The 15,880-nt window shown below is 71.1% G+C and carries 13 protein-coding genes; 6 read left to right on the forward strand and 7 right to left on the reverse strand.

Going from position 1 to position 15,880, the window contains the following annotated elements; genetic code table 11:
- The first annotated feature begins 78 nt into the window (after positions 1-78).
- Positions 79-2,775, forward strand: a complete 2,697-nt coding sequence (aceE, locus tag ACWGI2_RS11010) for a pyruvate dehydrogenase (acetyl-transferring), homodimeric type (protein WP_453694966.1) — start codon at positions 79-81, stop codon at positions 2,773-2,775.
- Between the two features lie 127 nt (positions 2,776-2,902).
- On the opposite strand, the gene ACWGI2_RS11015 is transcribed toward aceE, so the two are convergent.
- On the reverse strand, positions 2,903-3,874 hold the full coding sequence (locus ACWGI2_RS11015) for a helix-turn-helix transcriptional regulator (RefSeq protein WP_453694967.1): 972 nt from the start codon (positions 3,872-3,874) through the stop codon (positions 2,903-2,905).
- A 48-nt stretch (positions 3,875-3,922) separates the two neighbouring features.
- Positions 3,923-4,879, reverse strand: coding sequence for an SDR family oxidoreductase (locus ACWGI2_RS11020; protein WP_453695714.1), 957 nt, complete (start codon positions 4,877-4,879; stop codon positions 3,923-3,925).
- 187 nt (positions 4,880-5,066) lie between these two features.
- On the opposite strand from ACWGI2_RS11020, the gene ACWGI2_RS11025 reads away from it, so the two are divergent.
- Positions 5,067-5,591 (forward strand): DUF4240 domain-containing protein, encoded by a 525-nt coding sequence (locus ACWGI2_RS11025; protein WP_453395876.1) that lies wholly within the window; start codon positions 5,067-5,069, stop codon positions 5,589-5,591.
- Between the two features lie 54 nt (positions 5,592-5,645).
- Here the strand turns inward: ACWGI2_RS11025 and ACWGI2_RS11030 are convergent, their stop codons facing one another.
- The 3 genes from ACWGI2_RS11030 to ACWGI2_RS11040 all read right to left on the reverse strand — a co-directional run bounded on the left by ACWGI2_RS11030 (position 5,646) and on the right by ACWGI2_RS11040 (position 8,336).
- Positions 5,646-6,512, reverse strand: coding sequence for a peptidoglycan recognition protein family protein (locus tag ACWGI2_RS11030; RefSeq protein WP_453694968.1), 867 nt, complete (start codon positions 6,510-6,512; stop codon positions 5,646-5,648).
- A gap of 107 nt (positions 6,513-6,619) precedes the next feature.
- Positions 6,620-7,522 (reverse strand): SDR family NAD(P)-dependent oxidoreductase, encoded by a 903-nt coding sequence (locus ACWGI2_RS11035; protein WP_453694969.1) that lies wholly within the window; start codon positions 7,520-7,522, stop codon positions 6,620-6,622.
- A 28-nt stretch (positions 7,523-7,550) separates the two neighbouring features.
- Entirely contained in the window at positions 7,551-8,336 is a 786-nt protein-coding gene (locus ACWGI2_RS11040) for an SDR family NAD(P)-dependent oxidoreductase (RefSeq protein WP_453694970.1), read from the reverse strand.
- Positions 8,337-8,481: 145 nt separating this feature from the next.
- Here ACWGI2_RS11040 and ACWGI2_RS11045 point away from each other — a divergent pair, with 145 nt between their 5' ends.
- On the forward strand, positions 8,482-9,123 hold the full coding sequence (locus tag ACWGI2_RS11045; protein ID WP_453694971.1) for a TetR family transcriptional regulator: 642 nt from the start codon (positions 8,482-8,484) through the stop codon (positions 9,121-9,123).
- A gap of 27 nt (positions 9,124-9,150) precedes the next feature.
- Here the strand turns inward: ACWGI2_RS11045 and ACWGI2_RS11050 are convergent, their stop codons facing one another.
- Complete coding sequence (locus tag ACWGI2_RS11050; RefSeq protein WP_453694972.1) at positions 9,151-10,284, reverse strand: PP2C family protein-serine/threonine phosphatase; 1,134 nt, start codon at positions 10,282-10,284, stop codon at positions 9,151-9,153.
- Between the two features lie 116 nt (positions 10,285-10,400).
- Positions 10,401-10,889 carry an N-acetyltransferase family protein gene (locus ACWGI2_RS11055; protein WP_453694973.1) on the reverse strand — a complete coding sequence of 163 codons (489 nt, stop codon included), beginning with the start codon at positions 10,887-10,889 and terminating at the stop codon, positions 10,401-10,403.
- 62 nt (positions 10,890-10,951) lie between these two features.
- Between ACWGI2_RS11055 and ACWGI2_RS11060 the strand changes: the two genes are divergently transcribed.
- From ACWGI2_RS11060 to ACWGI2_RS11070, 3 genes are all read left to right on the forward strand, one after another.
- Positions 10,952-11,887 (forward strand): TIGR01777 family oxidoreductase, encoded by a 936-nt coding sequence (locus ACWGI2_RS11060; RefSeq protein ID WP_453694974.1) that lies wholly within the window; start codon positions 10,952-10,954, stop codon positions 11,885-11,887.
- A 217-nt stretch (positions 11,888-12,104) separates the two neighbouring features.
- Positions 12,105-13,460: an NAD(P)/FAD-dependent oxidoreductase gene (locus ACWGI2_RS11065; protein ID WP_453694975.1), complete on the forward strand. Its 1,356-nt coding sequence runs from the start codon at positions 12,105-12,107 to the stop codon at positions 13,458-13,460.
- 265 nt (positions 13,461-13,725) lie between these two features.
- Entirely contained in the window at positions 13,726-15,867 is a 2,142-nt protein-coding gene (locus ACWGI2_RS11070; RefSeq protein ID WP_453694976.1) for a family 20 glycosylhydrolase, read from the forward strand.
- Positions 15,868-15,880: the final 13 nt, after the last annotated feature.

Raw genomic sequence — 15,880 nt, forward strand, 5'->3', positions numbered from 1 at the left:
CCCTGTCCTGCCAAAGACCTAGGGCACCCCCACCCCTTACCGAACAGGGGACCCCCTCCGACTCAGGAAGGCGGCGACATGACCGACCCCTCCGCAATCCAGCCGAGCGAGCTCGACCAGCTCCCGGACCGCGACCCCGAGGAGACCGCCGAATGGCAGGCCTCCCTGGACGCCGTTACCCAGGCGGCCGGGCCGCACCGAGCCGCATACCTGATGCGGCGCACGCTGGAGCGCGCCGAGGGCGCGGGCCTGGCGCTGCCCAAGCTCCTTGAGACCGACTACGTCAACACCATCCCCACCTCCGCCGAGCCGGCGATCGAGGGCGACGAGGCGATGGAGCAGCGGATCGCCGCGTGGAACCGCTGGAACGCGGCCGCGATGGTGACCCGGGGCAGCAAATACGGCGTCGGCGGCCACATCGCCACCTTCGCCTCCGCCGCCTGGCTGTACGAGACGGGCTTCAACCACTTCTTCAAGGGCAAGGAGGGTGACGGGTCCGGCGACCAGCTCTACATCCAGGGCCACGCCTCCCCCGGCATCTACGCCCGCGCCTTCCTCGACGGCCGTCTGAACGAGGCGCAGCTCGACAACTTCCGCCGCGAGTCGGGCGGGGACGGCCTGCCGTCCTACCCGCACCCGCGCCGTCTGCCCTGGCTGTGGGAGTTCCCGACCGTCTCCATGGGCCTCGGCCCGCTGTCGGCGATCTACCAGGCGCGCTTCAACCGCTACCTCACCAACCGCAACATCAAGGACGTCTCCGCCTCGCACGTGTGGGCGTTCCTCGGTGACGGCGAGATGGACGAGCCCGAGTCGACGGCGGCCCTCGCGCTCGCCGCGCGTGAGGGTCTCGACAACCTCACGTACGTCATCAACTGCAACCTGCAGCGCCTCGACGGCCCGGTCCGCGCCAACTTCCGCGTGGTCCAGGAGTTGGAGGCCCAGTTCCGCGGCGCGGGCTGGAACGTCATCAAGGTCCTGTGGGGCAACGCCTGGGACGAGCTGTTCCAGCTCGACACCAACGGCGCCCTGGTACGCCGCCTGCGCGAGGTACCGGACGCGCAGTTCCAGACGTACGCGACGCGCGACGCCGCCTACATCCGCGAGCACTTCTTCGGCTCCGAGCCCGCGCTCGTCGAGCTGGGCAAGCTGCTCAGCGACGACAAGATCAGCGAGTGCTTCCACCTCTCGCGCGGCGGCCACGAGGCCCGCAAGGTCTACGCGGCCTACCGCGCGGCGCTCACCCACAAGGGCGCGCCGACCGTGATCCTCGCGCAGACGGTCAAGGGCTTCACGCTCGGCAAGGGCTTCGAGTCCAAGAACGCCAACCACCAGATGAAGAAGCTCACGGTGGACGAGTTCAAGGACATGCGCGACCTCCTTGAGCTGCCGATCTCGGACAGTGACTTCGTCGACGGCGTGGTGCCCTACGGCCACCCCGGCGCCGACTCCCCCGAGGTCCGCTACCTCCAGGAGCGCCGTGCCGCCCTCGGCGGTCCTGCCCCGGCCCGCCGCACGCAGCCGATCGGGCCGCTGCCCGCACCGGCCGACAAGTCGTTCGCGTCGTTCGACAAGGGCTCCGGCTCGCAGTCGATGGCGACGACCATGGCCTTCGTACGCCTCGTCAAGGACCTGATCCGCGACAAGGAGTCCGGCAAGCGCTGGGTGCCGATCGTCCCCGACGAGGCGCGCACCTTCGGCATGGAGTCGCTCTTCCCGTCGCTCGGCATCTACTCGCCCAAGGGCCAGACGTACGAGCCGGTCGACCGCGACCAGCTGATGTACTACCGCGAGGCGAAGGACGGCCAGATCCTCAACGAGGGGATCACCGAGGCCGGTTCGATGGCGGACTTCATCGCCGCGTCGACGTCGTACGCGACGCACGGCGAAGCCATGATCCCGTTCTACATCTTCTACTCGATGTTCGGCTGGCAGCGGACCGCCGACCAGATGTGGCAGCTCGGCGACCAGCTCGGCCGCGGCTTCCTCGTCGGCGCCACCGCCGGTCGTACGACGCTGACGGGTGAGGGTCTCCAGCACGCGGACGGCCACTCGCCGGTGATCGCCGCGACGAACCCCGCCGCCATGTCGTACGACCCGGCGTTCGCCTACGAGGTCGCGGCGATCGTCAAGGACGGTCTGCGCCGGATGTACGGCGAGGCCGCCCCCGGTGAGGACCAGAACGTCTTCTACTACCTCACCGTCTACAACGAGCCGATGCCGCAGCCCGCGAAGCCCGCGGGTGTGGACGAGGGCATCGTGCGCGGTCTCTACCGCTTCAACACGGCTGAGACGGCGGGTCTTTCGCCTGCCGCCAACGCCTCGCGCATCCAGCTGATCGGTTCGGGTACGGCCATTCACTGGACCCTCGCGGCCCAGAAGATGCTCGCCGAGGAGTGGGGTGTGGCCGCCGACGTGTGGTCCGCGACCTCCTGGACCGAGCTGCGCCGCGACGCCCTGGAGGCGGACGAGGCGATCCTGCGCGGCGAGGAGCGGACTCCGTACGTGCGTACGGCTCTTGAGGGCGCTCAGGGTCCCGTGCTCGCGGTCTCCGACTACATGCGGCAGGTTCCCGACCAGATCGCGCAGTGGGTCGAGCAGGACTACTCGTCGCTCGGCGCGGACGGCTTCGGCCTCTCCGACACGCGTGACGCGGCTCGTCGCCACTTCGGCATCGACGCGGAGTCGATCGTCGTGGCCGCTCTTGCACAGCTGGCGCGGCGGGGCGAGGTTCCCGCCTCCGCGGTGAAGGAGGCTCGGGCCAAGTATGGGCTGTAGGCCTTTGGCTTGATGCTTGATGTGGGTGCGGGTCCCTGCCTTTGTGGCGGGGGCCCGTTCCTGTGTGCGGGTGCGCTTTTGGGCCGCCGCTTCGCGGCGGATTCCTTCCCGCCCGCCCACCACCCGGTTACCGGTAGCGATCAGCCATGCTGTGGGCCGCTTCTGCGAATCGCTCCCTGAGCGTCGTCGGCTCCAGGACCTCCGCCTCCGGGCCCAGCGCCATGAGTTGGGTATACGCGACAGCCTCGTTCTCGACCCGAAGGGTCAGCGTCACCCAGCCCTCCTCGTCCACGGGGCCCGCGGTCTCCAGCGCCTCGCGCGTGGACGCGGAATCCGTGGCGTACGGAAGCTGTCGTACGCCCGCCTCGGAGAGCCGGAGCACGACCTCGGAGCGCAGGAGCTGCCGCGTGAACTGCTCGGCCCGTTCCTCCCAGAAGCCCGGCAGATCGAATTCCTCGTCGCGTACGAAGCGCTCCTCACCGGCGGCGATCGCGGTGAACCGGTCGATGCGGTACACCCGGAACGAACCCGTGTCGGGCACCCGCGCGCACAGATACCAGACCCCGGCCTTGAGCACGAGGCCGTAGGGCTCCAACTCCCTTTCCACCTCGGCGTCCTGGCGCCGGTAGCGGGCGGTGACGCGGCGGTCGTCCCACACCGCGTCCGCCAGCGGGGGCAGCAGTTCGGGCGCCGGTGTCTCCTTGAACCAGCCCGGCGCGTCCAGGTGGAACCGCTGCGAGGCGTTCTGCGGGGCGTCCCGGAGGGAGGGCATCAGCGCCGCCGACACCTTCAGACGGGCCGCCGATGCCGCGTCCTCCAGGCCCATCTCCCGCAGCGCGCCCGGCACTCCGGACAGGAACAGGGCCTCCGCCTCGCTGCGTCCGAGGCCGGTGAGCCGGGTGCGGTAGCCGCCGATGAGGCGGTAGCCGCCGGCCCGCCCCCGGTCCGCGTACACCGGGACGCCCGCCTCCGAAAGGGCCTGGGCGTCCCGCGTGATGGTCCGCTCGGACACTTCGAGCTCACCCGCGAGCTCGGCGGCGGTCATGGAGGGGCGGGCCTGGAGCAGAAGCACCATCTTGATGAGGCGGGCAGCGCGCATGCCCCCATGATGCCGTCAGCCGGGGGGCATCCACCCGATCCCGGGCGACTAGCGGTAACCGGTGACGTCCGCCTCCTTGCTCTCCTGGTCGACCTCCGCGATGTAGCGCCAGGCGTCGGGCGCCGAGCCGTCGACGTCCGTGAAGCCGTACTCCTTGGCGAGACCTCCGCTGGAGAGCGACGTGCCGTTCCAGCGGGCCACTTCGGGGTCGGCGGCGAGGGCGACCAGGGCCCGGCCGACGAAGGTCGGGGTCTCGGAGATCGCGAAGTGCGGGTTCTGCTTGCGGCCGTCCAGCCAGTTCTCCTCGGTCACCTTGAAGTACGTGTCGAGCATCGCCTCGGAGCGCAGCCAGCCGGGGGTCAGACAGAGCGCAGTGCAGCCGTACTCCTCGAGCTCCTCGGCCAGGCCCTTCGCCATCCGCAGCGGGGCCGCCTTGGCGAGGTCGTAGTAGAAGGGCTTGCGGTAGTGGGGGCCGTTGTACTCCTCGGTCCCGTCGGTGACCTCGACGACCAGGCCGCCGGGGTTTCTGACGAGCAGCGGCAGCGCGTACCGGCTGGTGACGATGTGGGTCTCGATGCCGAGGCGCATCAGGCGCAGCCCCTTGCCGAGGTCGTGCTCCCACATCTTCTTGTCCCACTCGACGTGGACGTCGCCGCCCCAGATGTCGTTCACCAGGATGTCCAGACGGCCCTGCTCGCGGTCGATCCGGTCGACGAGTGCCTCGACCTGCTCGGGCTCCAGATGATCGGTGGGTACGGCGATCCCGGTGCCGGGTCCGCCCGCCTCCCGGCCCGCGGCGGTGATCAGCTCCGCGGTCTCCTCGATGGTCTCCGCGGTGCGGCCGACCTCGCTGGTGTGCTCGCGGGTCGTGCGCCCTGTCGCGTACACGGTGGCTCCGGCGCGGCCGAGCTCCACGGCCATGGCCCGGCCCGCGCCGCGGGTGGCACCGGCGACGAGAGCGATCTTTCCGGCCAGTGGATGCGCGGGTGAGTGGTTGCTGTCCATGTCTGCGTGGTTGCTGCCCGTGCCTGCGTGGTTGCTGTCCATGTCTGCGTCCATGGCTTTGAGGCTGTCACCCAATGCCGACACCTGCTGTCGGGTTTTCCACGGGCATGTGCACGCATAACGACACAGTCGCATCCGCCGCACTCCGCGTGCGTACCCACTCCCCAGGACCGATGCTTGTCCCGTGATGGACGAGACGGAGTTCTGGGAGATCGTGGACCGCACCCGCGTGGCCGCCGAGGGCGACCCCGAGGACCACGCCGACCTGCTCACCGAGAAGCTCCTCGAGCTTGAGCCGGACATGGTGCTCGACTTCGCCCGTCACTTCGAGGCGCGTTACAACCGCGCGTACCGCTGGGATCTGTGGGGAGCTTCCTGGGTCCTCCTCGGCGGCGCCAGTGACGACGCCTTCGACTACTTCCGCTGCTGGCTGATCGGTCAGGGGCGCGAGGTCTTCGAGGGAGCCCTGCACGACCCGGACTCGCTCGCGGATCTCCTCGACGACTTCGACGAGGACATCGACGGTGACGGGGAGGAGCTCGGCTACGCCGCGGACGAGGCGTACGAGCAGCTCACCGGCGTCGTCACCCCCGACCTCGGCATCGCTCCCGCCCCTACGGAGCCACAGGGGACGCCGCTCGACTTCGAGGACGAAGCGGCGATGGCCCAGCGCTACCCGAAACTGTGGGAACGCTTCGGCGAGGTCGACTGAGGGGCGACTGAGGGGCGAGGGCCTCCGGGGGTCCTGCCTGCTCACCGGTCCTGCTCAGCGGTTCTGCAACCGTGCGGCCGTCTCCCTGATCGCCGGGAGCGCGGCCGTCAGCGCCGCTCCCGGGCAGGACGTGGAGTAGCCGTCGTTGTGCCCGGACACCGAGCTGAACCGCACCCTCGCCCCCGCCGGGTACTTGCTGAGGCTGTTCGAGGAGACCAGCCGCACCGTGGAACGCGGGTCCACGCCCGAAAGGCCGAGCTTCCACGCGACCAGCGCCGCCACGGCATCGGTCATCGCCCGGGGAACAGGGCTCCCCGCCGTGAACGTCCCGATCGCCGCGATCCCCACCGACCCCCGGTTGAAGCCCTGCGTGTGCGCCCCGACGACGGCCCTCTCGATGCCGCCGGCACGCCCCTCGTAGACGGTCCCGCACCGGTCGACGAGGAAGTTGTAGCCGATGTCGTCCCACTGCCTCCCCCCGGTCTGACCGGCGTACAGATAACGGATGGTGCGCGGGGCGTCGGCGCAGTCGTAGCCGTTCGGTGTGTCCGTGTGGTGCACGAACACCGCCTGGACCCGGTCGGCATACCGGGCGGGCGGCGGCTCCCCCACCGCCCCGGCCAGCCACTCGGCGCGCGGCACCACGTGAGGCTGCGCCGCCGGATGGTCCACCGCCCTGCGCACCGGCGCCGCGGCCGCCGGCATCACGGAGTGCCGCCCGGTCACGCCCGCCCGCTCCCCGAGCCCGGCGAACGCCACCGGACCGTCACTCACCTGCCCCGACGCCCCCGGCACCCCTGGCCCCACGAACAACGCACACAACAGGAGAAACCCCACGGCAGCGGCCCCCGGCACACAACCCAGCACCACGCGCACCACCGGCGGCACGCGCGCCGCGGACACCCCACGGAAGACACGCATGGTCCGACTCTCCGGCCCACCCGCTCCCCCCGCGATCCACGCTCCGCCAATCGGATGAACCTGCCCCTGGCTTTGCCCCCTGGCCCTGGCCCGTTCTCGCGCCGCGCTCAGACCCCGCCCAGGTCCAGACGCGGATTCGTCCGGGAAAGGATCATGTCCGTGCGCGGCTGGAGTGCCGCGTCGATCATCTCGGGCTGCGGAGTGATCCAGTAGCGGCCCTCGGCGGCCTGCTCGAAGACACGGCGGGCGTGCTCCGCGGGTGTGATGCCCTGGGTGTCGGCGCGCGCCTGGAGCTGTTCGTTGAACCCCGCTATCTCGGGCGGTGTGCCGTCCCCCGGCCGCGCGGCCTTGAATATCTCGCTCTTGACCGAGTCCGGCAGCACGACGGAGACCCGCACCGGCGCCTGCTTCATCTGCATCTCGTAGGCGAGGGATTCGGTGAGCGCGAGCGTCCCGAACTTGGTGACGCTGTACGGCGCCATCAGCGGGCTCGGCAGCAGTCCGCCGACCGAGGACACATTGAGCACCCAGCTCTGCGTGGACTGCTCGAGGAGGCGCGGCACGAAGGACCGTATGCCGTTCACACAGCCGCCGATGTTGATCCGCAGGGCGGCGTCCCAGCGCTCGGCGGGGATCTCCCAGGAGTAGCCCATCGCCATGATCCCGGCGTTGTTGATCAGCATGTCGACCGCGCCGAAGCGGTCGTACGCGCGGTCCGCGAGGGCGTCCACGGAGAGCGGCTCCGACACGTCCGTCACGACCGACTCGACCTCGGCTCCGGAGGCGCGCAGCTCTTCGGCCAGGCCCGCGAGGCGCTCGGCGGCTATGTCGGCCAGGACGAGCCGCATCCCGAGGTCCGCCGCATGCCGGGCGAGGCCGGAGCCGATACCGGCGGACGCACCGGTGATGACGACGACTTTGCCCCCGAAGGTCTCGCACGCGAGGGACTGGCCCACGAAGGGCTGGCCTGCATCAGGCCCGCCGGCGTAGGGCCCGCCTGCGTCGCTCATGTTTCTCTCCTCCGTTTTCTCTCCTCCGTCAGAAGTGCGTGCCGCCGTCGACCCGGACCTCGGTGCCGGTGATGAACTTGCCGTCCTCCGAGCCGAGCAGGGCGACGACCGAGGCCACGGATTCCGGTCCCGCGAAGCCCTGGCCGATGGCCGGGGCCAGCTTCATGAACAGGCTCATGTCGGCGTCCTCGGGCAGACCGGGGCCCACGCTCTGCTTGCTGGCGCCGCTGCCGTCGGTCATGCCGCTGGATATGGAGCCGGGCTGAACGGAGTTGAAGCGGATCCCCTGCTTGCCGTACTCACTGGCCAGCGCGTGCGTCATGGACTGGACGCCGCCCTTGCTCGCCGCGTACGCCGCCATGTACGGGTGGGCGAACATCGCTGACGTGGAGCTGAAGTTGATGACGGCCGCGTCTTCGCCGTCGAGCAGCGCCGGGATCGCTTCGCGGATCACCAGGAACGTGCCCACCAGGTTGATCTGGATGACGCGGTTGAAGGAATCCAGGCTGGTCTCGTGCGTGTGCGAGGAGCGGAGCACGCCCGCCGCGTTCACCAGCACGTCAAGGCCGCCGAGCGCGGTGACGGCGGCGGCGACGCACTCGCGCACCGAAGTCTCGTCCGCGATGTCGACCACGAGGGTGGTGAGGCGGTCGGCCGCTGCACCCGCCTTCTCGGAGGTGTCCTTCAGGCCCGCCTCGCTGACGTCGGCGGCCACGACGCTGCCGCCCTCGTCGAGGATCCGGAGGACGGTGGCCTGCCCGATGCCCGAGCCACCGCCGGTGATGAGTGCGCGACGGCCTGCGTAGCGGTTCATGAAATGCCTCCGATCAACTCCGGGCTCCCGGATCCGTCCATGGACCCGGCCTTTCCCGATCTGATTTCAATGTACGTCCCTCTGGCACGTTTTGCCATGCCGACAATTCATGTATCAGGGTGAGAATCGCGCGTAGGCTACGAGGGTGAGCACACACCCGTCGCTGACCGAGCGCCGCAAAGCGGCCACGCAGCTGGACATCGCCCGCGCCGCGGCCGAGCTCTTCGCCGAGCGCGGCCCGGACGGCACCACGGCCGAGGAGATCGCGGGCCGGGCCGGAGTGGCGCTGCGCACCTTCTACCGGTACTTCCGCAACAAGCAGGACGCGGTCGCCCCGCTCCTCGCGGGCGGCGCCGCCGAGTGGCGGGCCCACCTGGCGGATCTCGACCCGGCCGCCGGGGTACCCACTGCCCTGGAGCGGTCCATCGCCGACGCGCTGACCGCGGCGGACGACCGCGCGGCCGAGTCCTTGGAGTGGACCCGCGGCCTACTGCGCGCCGCGCAGGGCGACCCGGCGCTGCGCGCCGTCTGGTACCGCGTGAACCAGGAGTCCGAGGAGCAGCTCGTGCCCGTGCTCGCCCGCCTGGCCGGGGACGACGCCGACGAACTGGACGTACGCCTCGCGGCCGCGGCCGCCACCGACGCCATCCGCCTGGCCCTGGAGTCCTGGGCCGCCACGGACGCGCCCACCGAGGGGCCCGGCTCCCCCGCCGTCCTCGCGGTGCGCTGCCTGCGCGAACTGACGGGCGGGCTGCGGCTCCTGGCCGCCCCCAGGAGCGACACCTGAGGCCCTGCGCCCCCGCTAGAGCTACAGCTACGCCTCCGGATCCCTCCGCAGCCCCAGCTCCAGGTCCAGCGAGAACGCCAGCAGAGCCACGTCGTCGCCGACCCCTCCCGAGAACCGCACCAGGTCCTTCCAGACCGCGGACGTCATCGCCGCCGGGTCGTCCCGCAGGTCGGCGCAGAGCACCGGAAGGCGCTCGGTCAGCGGATAGAAGTCGCCGCCCGCGTCCCGCGCCTCGGTCACCCCGTCGGTCACCACGAGCAGCCGGTCGCCGGGCTTCAGGCCCACGGTCACCTCTTCGGGCGGTGCGACACCCGCGATCCCCAGGCCGAGCGGAGCCCCCGGCGCCACGGCGAGCTCCTCGACGGCCCCGCCGCGCAGCAGCAGCGGGGGCGGATGGCCGCAGGAGACGATCCGCAGCTCAGGGGCGTCGACCCGGAATTCGAGGAGCACGGCGGTGGCGAAGAGTTCGGCGTGCTCGGCCTCTTCGGAGTCGACCACCAGGCGCCGGTCGAGCCGGGCGGCGACCCCCTCCAGGTCGGGCTGGTCGAGCACCGCCTCCCGGAAGGCACCGAGCAGCGCGGCGACGGTGCCGACGGCGGCCAGGCCGTGCCCTTGCACGTCGCCGACCAGCGCCCGTACGCCACTGGGCCCCTTGCGCACGTCGAAGAGATCACCGCCGACCAGCGTTCCGCCCTGTGCCGCGCGGTAGAGGCCCGCGCAGCGCACCGGGCCCACGCGCTCCGGCAGCGGCGGCAGGACGGCGAACTGGGCGGCCTCCGCGACGGTGCGGACGGTGACGAGCTGGGCGTCGCGCCGACTGCGTACCCAGGCGAACATGATGCTCAGGAGCGCCACGAAGGCGACCGTCAGCACATCGCTGTCCCCGGGGCGACCGAGCCCGAAGCCGGGCACGTAGAGCAACAGCACCACGGTGCCGCCGAAGAGCGCCGTGATCGAGGCGCCGTACGACAGAGCGGCGAGCGGTGGCACTGCGGCGAGCAGGAAGCTGAGGTCGACCGCCTCCGGAGTGGCCAGCTGGATGACGCAGATGACGACCAGGAGCACGGGCGGAGGCCAGCGCACCCAGGGGGGTGGCGGCGCGCCGCGCAGCCAGCCGGGTTCCTCCCTGTCCCGCCGGCTGGCAGCGGCGACCCTGAACATCGGTTCGCTCCTTCCGGTCGGCCTCCCCACGCTCCTACGCGCGCGTGCCCGCCGCACGCCGGGCCGGTCCGTCGGGTGGCGAACCCCGGGCGGGGGTCGTGTGAGGCCCCGGAGTGTCAGAGCACGCGGCCCATCAGCACGTCGTCCACGTACGAGCCGTCGAGGAAGAACTCGCCCGGCAGCACCCCCTCGACCACGAAGCCCTCGGACGCGTAGAGCGTCCGGGCCGGAGTGTTGTGGCCGAGCACCCGCAGTGTGATGCGCCGCGCGCCCTGACGGCGGGCCTCCTCCACCGCGGCCCTGACGAGACCGCGGCCCACTCCCCGGCCGCGCACCTCGTCGACGACGGCGAAGCCCAGGATCTGGCGCACGTGGGCGTTGGCGAGGAGGGAGGTGGGATAACCGAGCCGTATGTAGCCGACGACCACGCCGCGCAGCTCGGCGACCAAGTGGTCGTGAGGCCCGAAGCGTTCGCTGAAGAACGGCGGGTACGGAGGCTGCGGAGCAGGCTGTACCGCGTGCAGGGTGGACCAGGTGTCGCGGTCGATGCGGGCGAGGGCCTCTTCGTCGTCCGGCAGAGCGGTACGTATGTGCGTGTCCGGCATGGGCGTCACTGTACGACGGGCGTCTGACGCCTTTAGGCGGGTTTCCGGGGCAGGATGGCTTCATGGAGCCCACCGAGTCCGAGCAGCCGGCCCCCTCACCGCGGTTGTCGCGTATCGCAGTGGCCGGTGCGTCCGGCCTCATCGGAACGGCGCTGACGCGCGCCCTCGCCGACGACGGTCACGAGGTGGTGCGGCTGGTGCGCCGGGCACCTCGTACGAAGTACGAGGTGCGATGGGACCCCAAAGGGGGGTACGTCGACACGGCGGGGCTCGCGGGCTGCGACGCGCTGGTCAACCTGGCGGGAGCCGGGATCGGCGACCACCGCTGGACGGCCGCCTACAAGCGGGAGATCCGCGACAGCAGGGTGCTCGGCACCGCGACACTCGCCGAGGCGGCGGCCTCGCTGGACGAGCCGCCCCGGGTGTTCCTGTGCGCGAGTGCGATCGGCTACTACGGAGACACCGGTCAGCGCGCGGTGGACGAAACCGCGCCCTCCGGAGAGGGCTTCCTGCCGTCCCTGTGCGTGGAGTGGGAGGGCGCGGCCGCCGCGGCGCACGCGGCGGGCATCCGCACGGTCTTCTCGCGCAACGGCCTGGTGGTGGCGCGCGAGGGCGGGGCCTGGCAGCGGATGTTTCCGCTGTTCAAGGCGGGGCTCGGCGGGCGCCTCGGCAATGGCCGGCAGTACTGGAGCTACATCTCGCTGCACGACGCGGTGGCCGCCCTGCGGCACCTGCTCGACACCGATTCACTTGCGGGTCCGGTCAATCTGACGGCGCCCGATCCGCTGACCAACCGCGAGGTCACTGCCGCGATGGGCCGGGTGCTGCACCGTCCCACGCTCTTCACAGCACCCAAGCCCGCGCTGCGCGTCGTGCTCGGAGAGATGGCCGGTGATGTGCTCGGCAGCCAGCGGGTCCTGCCGACCCGGCTCCTGGAGTCGGGCTTCTCGTTCGCGTTCCCGGGCATCGAGGAGACGATCCGCGCGGCGTTGCGGTAGACGGCCTGCGGAAGAAGGCCTTCGATCGTGTTCTTCGCTTCTGCGATGCTTCTGCGATGCTTCTGCGATCGCGTGCGACCGGCGTGCGACCGTGCTCGGTCGATGCGCGACTGACCCCGACCGTTCGTGCTCCTACCCTCATGCGGAACTCGGTGATTCCGGAGCCCTGTTGAGGGCATGACGTCCCCAGCAGCCGCGCAACCTCGGGGAGGGGCACGTGCTAGAGCCTGCGCACCATGCGGATGTCGTCATCGTGGGAGCCGGGGTCGCGGGACTGTCGGCAGCCCACCAGCTGACCAGGGCGGGTGTAACGACCGTCGTCCTGGAAGCCGCCCCTTACGTCGGCGGGCGCATGTCGACGGAGAAGGTCGACGGGTTCCGGCTCGACAGGATCGGGCAGCTGCTCACCACGTCGTACCCCGAGTTGCGCCACACGCCCGGCCTCGACGCACTCGTACTGCGGCCCTTCGTACCCGGCGTCCTGGTGCACAGCGACGGCCGGCACCACCGAGCCGTCGAGCCCACGAGCGCCCGGCGCACAAGGGGCGCACTCACCGCGGCGCGCGCCCTTGCAAGCGCCCCCAGGGGTTCGCGAACGGCACGGTCCGCGGCACGGACCACCGCGCCCCGCACCACCCCCCTCGGCGGCGCGCTCGACCAGGCCCGCCTCGGCACGGCACTCGGAAGGCTCGCGGCGACGGACCCGAAGCGCTTCCTCTCCCGCCCCGAACTCCCCTCGTCGGAGGCCCTCTTCGCCCGGGGCCTGCCCGCCCGCACCGTCACCGGCTTCCTGCGCCCGCTGCTCTCGGCGCTCCTCTGCGACCCGGACCTGACGACATCGAGCCGGTGCGCCGACCTCGCCCTGCACTCCTTCGCGCGCGGCCGCCTGTGCCTGCCCGAGGGCGGCGCCGAAGTGCTGCCCGAGCTCCTGTCGGCCGCGCTGCCCCCGGGGACGGTCCGCACCGGCGTACGCGTCACCGCCGTATCCACGACCTCCGTCACGACCGCTGAACACGGCGAAATGAGCTGCCGCGCCGTCCTGTTGGCCACCGACGCGCGCGCCGCCGCCGAACTGCTGCCCGGCCTGCGTGTGCCGTCCTTCCACCAGGTGACGGTGCTGCACCACGCGGCGCCCGAGGCACCGCTCGCCGAGCCCGCGCTGCTGCTCGACGCCGACCGTTCGGGCCCGGTCGCGCACACGGCCGTGATCAGCCACGTCGACCCGTCGCGCGCGCCCGCGGGCCGGGCGCTCGTCTCGTCGACGGTCCTCGGGCCGCCGCCGGACGAGCGGGCCGTCCTCACCCATCTCGCCGATCTGTACGGCACATCGACCGCCCGCTGGGAATCCCTCGCCGTCCACCACACCCGCGAGGCGGTGCCCGCGATGATGCCGCCGCACGATCTGCGCCGCCCGGTGCGGTTGCTCTCGGGGCTCTACGTGTGCGGGGACCACCGGGACACCAGCACGGTCCAGGGCGCCCTGCACTCGGGCCGCCGCGCGGCACGGGCCGCACTCGCGGACTTCGGCGTGGACCCCGCGTACGGGACGGGGCAGCTGCCGATGGCGGCCTGACGCCCCCGGCGGCCCGCGGCCCTGCCCTCGCCCCCACCCCACGACTGATCCATCCGACCTATAAGTCACCCCTGGAAGCCCCGCGCCCCCACGCGGGGCTTCCCCTTTCCTTCCCCTTTCCCACCCGTACCCCTGCAACTCCCCTTGCCACACAGGTATCCCACGGCTACGGTCCCACCGGATCGCCAAGCCGCGGGAGGCTCACGTGCGTCGTACCATCCCGGTGATATCACTCATCCTCGGCCTATTCATGGGAGGTCTATCTTTGCCGACCGCCGCAGCAAGCACAGAAGTCGACGTACCCTCCGTGGTCCCCCGCCCCACCGACTGGACCGCGCTCGACGGCCGTACGCAGCTCACCGAGCGCACCCGCATCCTGATCGACCCTCGCGCCGGATCCAGCACCGCGCTCCCCTCGGGCCGCAGTGAATTCCCGGGCCCCGCACGCCAATCCGTACGCAAGCTCGCCGAGCAGCTCCGTACGGAGATCAAGCAGGTCACCGGCATCACGCCCCGGATCGCCCACACGGACCGACCGGCCACCAGCGACATCACGCTCAGCCTCACCGCCGAGGGGAACCCCACCGCCAAGGGGAACCTCGGCGCCGAGGGCTACGCCTTCGACAGCGCGGGCCCGATCCGCATCGAAGCCGCGTCCACCCACGGCCTCTACTACGGCACCCGCACGCTCCTCCAGCTCCTGCGCTCCACGGCCGACGACCACCGCGCCGTCCCCCGCGCCCGCTCCACCGACCGCCCCGCGCAGGCGATCCGCATGGTCCACCTCGACGCGGGCCGCAAGTACTGGAAGATCTCCTACCTGGAGAATCTGATCCGCAGGATGGGCGACCAGAAGCTCAACACCCTCTTCCTGCACCTCTCCGAGTCCGAGGGCTTCCGCCTGAACAGCCCGAAGTTCCCAGGCCTCGCCGACCCGGACCACAGCTACAGCCGCGCCGACATCGAACACCTGAAGGCCTTTGCGGCCCGCCATCACGTCCAGCTGATGCCCGGCCTCGAACTCCCCGGCCACGCCACCGTGATCAGCGAGACCTTCGGCATCGGCTTCGGGTCCGGCGCCGGCGCGTGCACGGGCAAGCACACGCACTCGCACCTCACGCCCGACTGGATCATCGACATGACCAGCGAGAAGGCGATCGCGAAGTCGAAAGAGATCGTGGACGAGTTCGCGGGATGGTTCGACGCGCCGTTGTTCTCGATCGGCGCGGAGGAGGTCCCCGGACAGCTCGCGCAGTGCCCGCGCGTGAAGAACCACCTGGCGAGCGCGCCCGACGTGTCCACGCTCGGCGACCTCCTCAACCGCTACATCAACACCCTTGACGACGTGGTCACTTCGCACGGCAAGCGCACGGCCGTCTACAACGGCTCCGAGCACCTCGACGCGCCGCAGCAGAAGGTCCACGACCCGGTCGTCTTCCTCACCTGGGAAGGCACGGGCGCCGAGCCCGAGATCCCCGGACACGACGAGATCGCCATCGGCCCGTTCTACGACACCCCGAACAACTACCACCACCTGTATCCGGACGAGCCCTGGATGTACGACAGCTGGGCGCCGAACACCGACCCCGACATGCTCGGCTCCGGCGTCACCAACTGGGCCGACTACAACTTCTGGGCCGACGACGGCTACTTCGAGCAGCACATGGCGGGCCCCCGCGCGATCCTCGCCGACCGCGCCTGGAACAAGTCCGCGACCCCGGACACGCTCGCCGACTTCAGGACCCGTGCCGCCCGCATCGGCGACCCGCCAGGTACCACGCCGACGCCGCTGCCGCCGAGGGTCGAGGGCCGGCCGAGCCACCACTGGACGTTCGACGACGCCTCTTACCCCAGCGGCTGGACGTACGCGGGCAGTCCCGGCAACACGATCCTCGCCGAGGACGTGGCGGGCGGTCTCCCCGGTACCTCGTACATCATCAACAACCCCACCCCGGTCAAGGGCGTGAGCGGCCAGGCGTGGCGCTTCGACTCCGACCGGGACGGCGTGGGCTTCGGCGGTCTCGACGTCGCCGAGCCGTGGACCGTGTCGGTGCGGGTCCGCCCGACGGCCCGGACCGGGGATCAGGTGCTTCTCAGTTCCAAGGCGGGCGCGCTGAAGCTGATGCAGCACGGCACCGGGAAGGTCGGCTTCACGCGGTACGGCGCGGCCGACTTCAGCTTCGACTACACGGTGCCGCTCGACCGCTGGACGCGGCTGACGTGGGTGACGACTCCGGGGCATACGACCCTGTACGCCGACGGTCAGCGGGTCGGGTCCGTCGCCGCGTCGATCCCCCTGCCGCTGCGGTCCATCGGGACGGAGAAGGCGAGCCTGCGGGGCGACCTCGACGAACTCATCACGTGGGACGAGGCGTTGTCCCCCGAGAAGGTCGCACGGCTGCGCTGACCCCCGGTCGAGC

It is taken from the genome of Streptomyces sp. NPDC054866 (assembly GCF_053610745.1).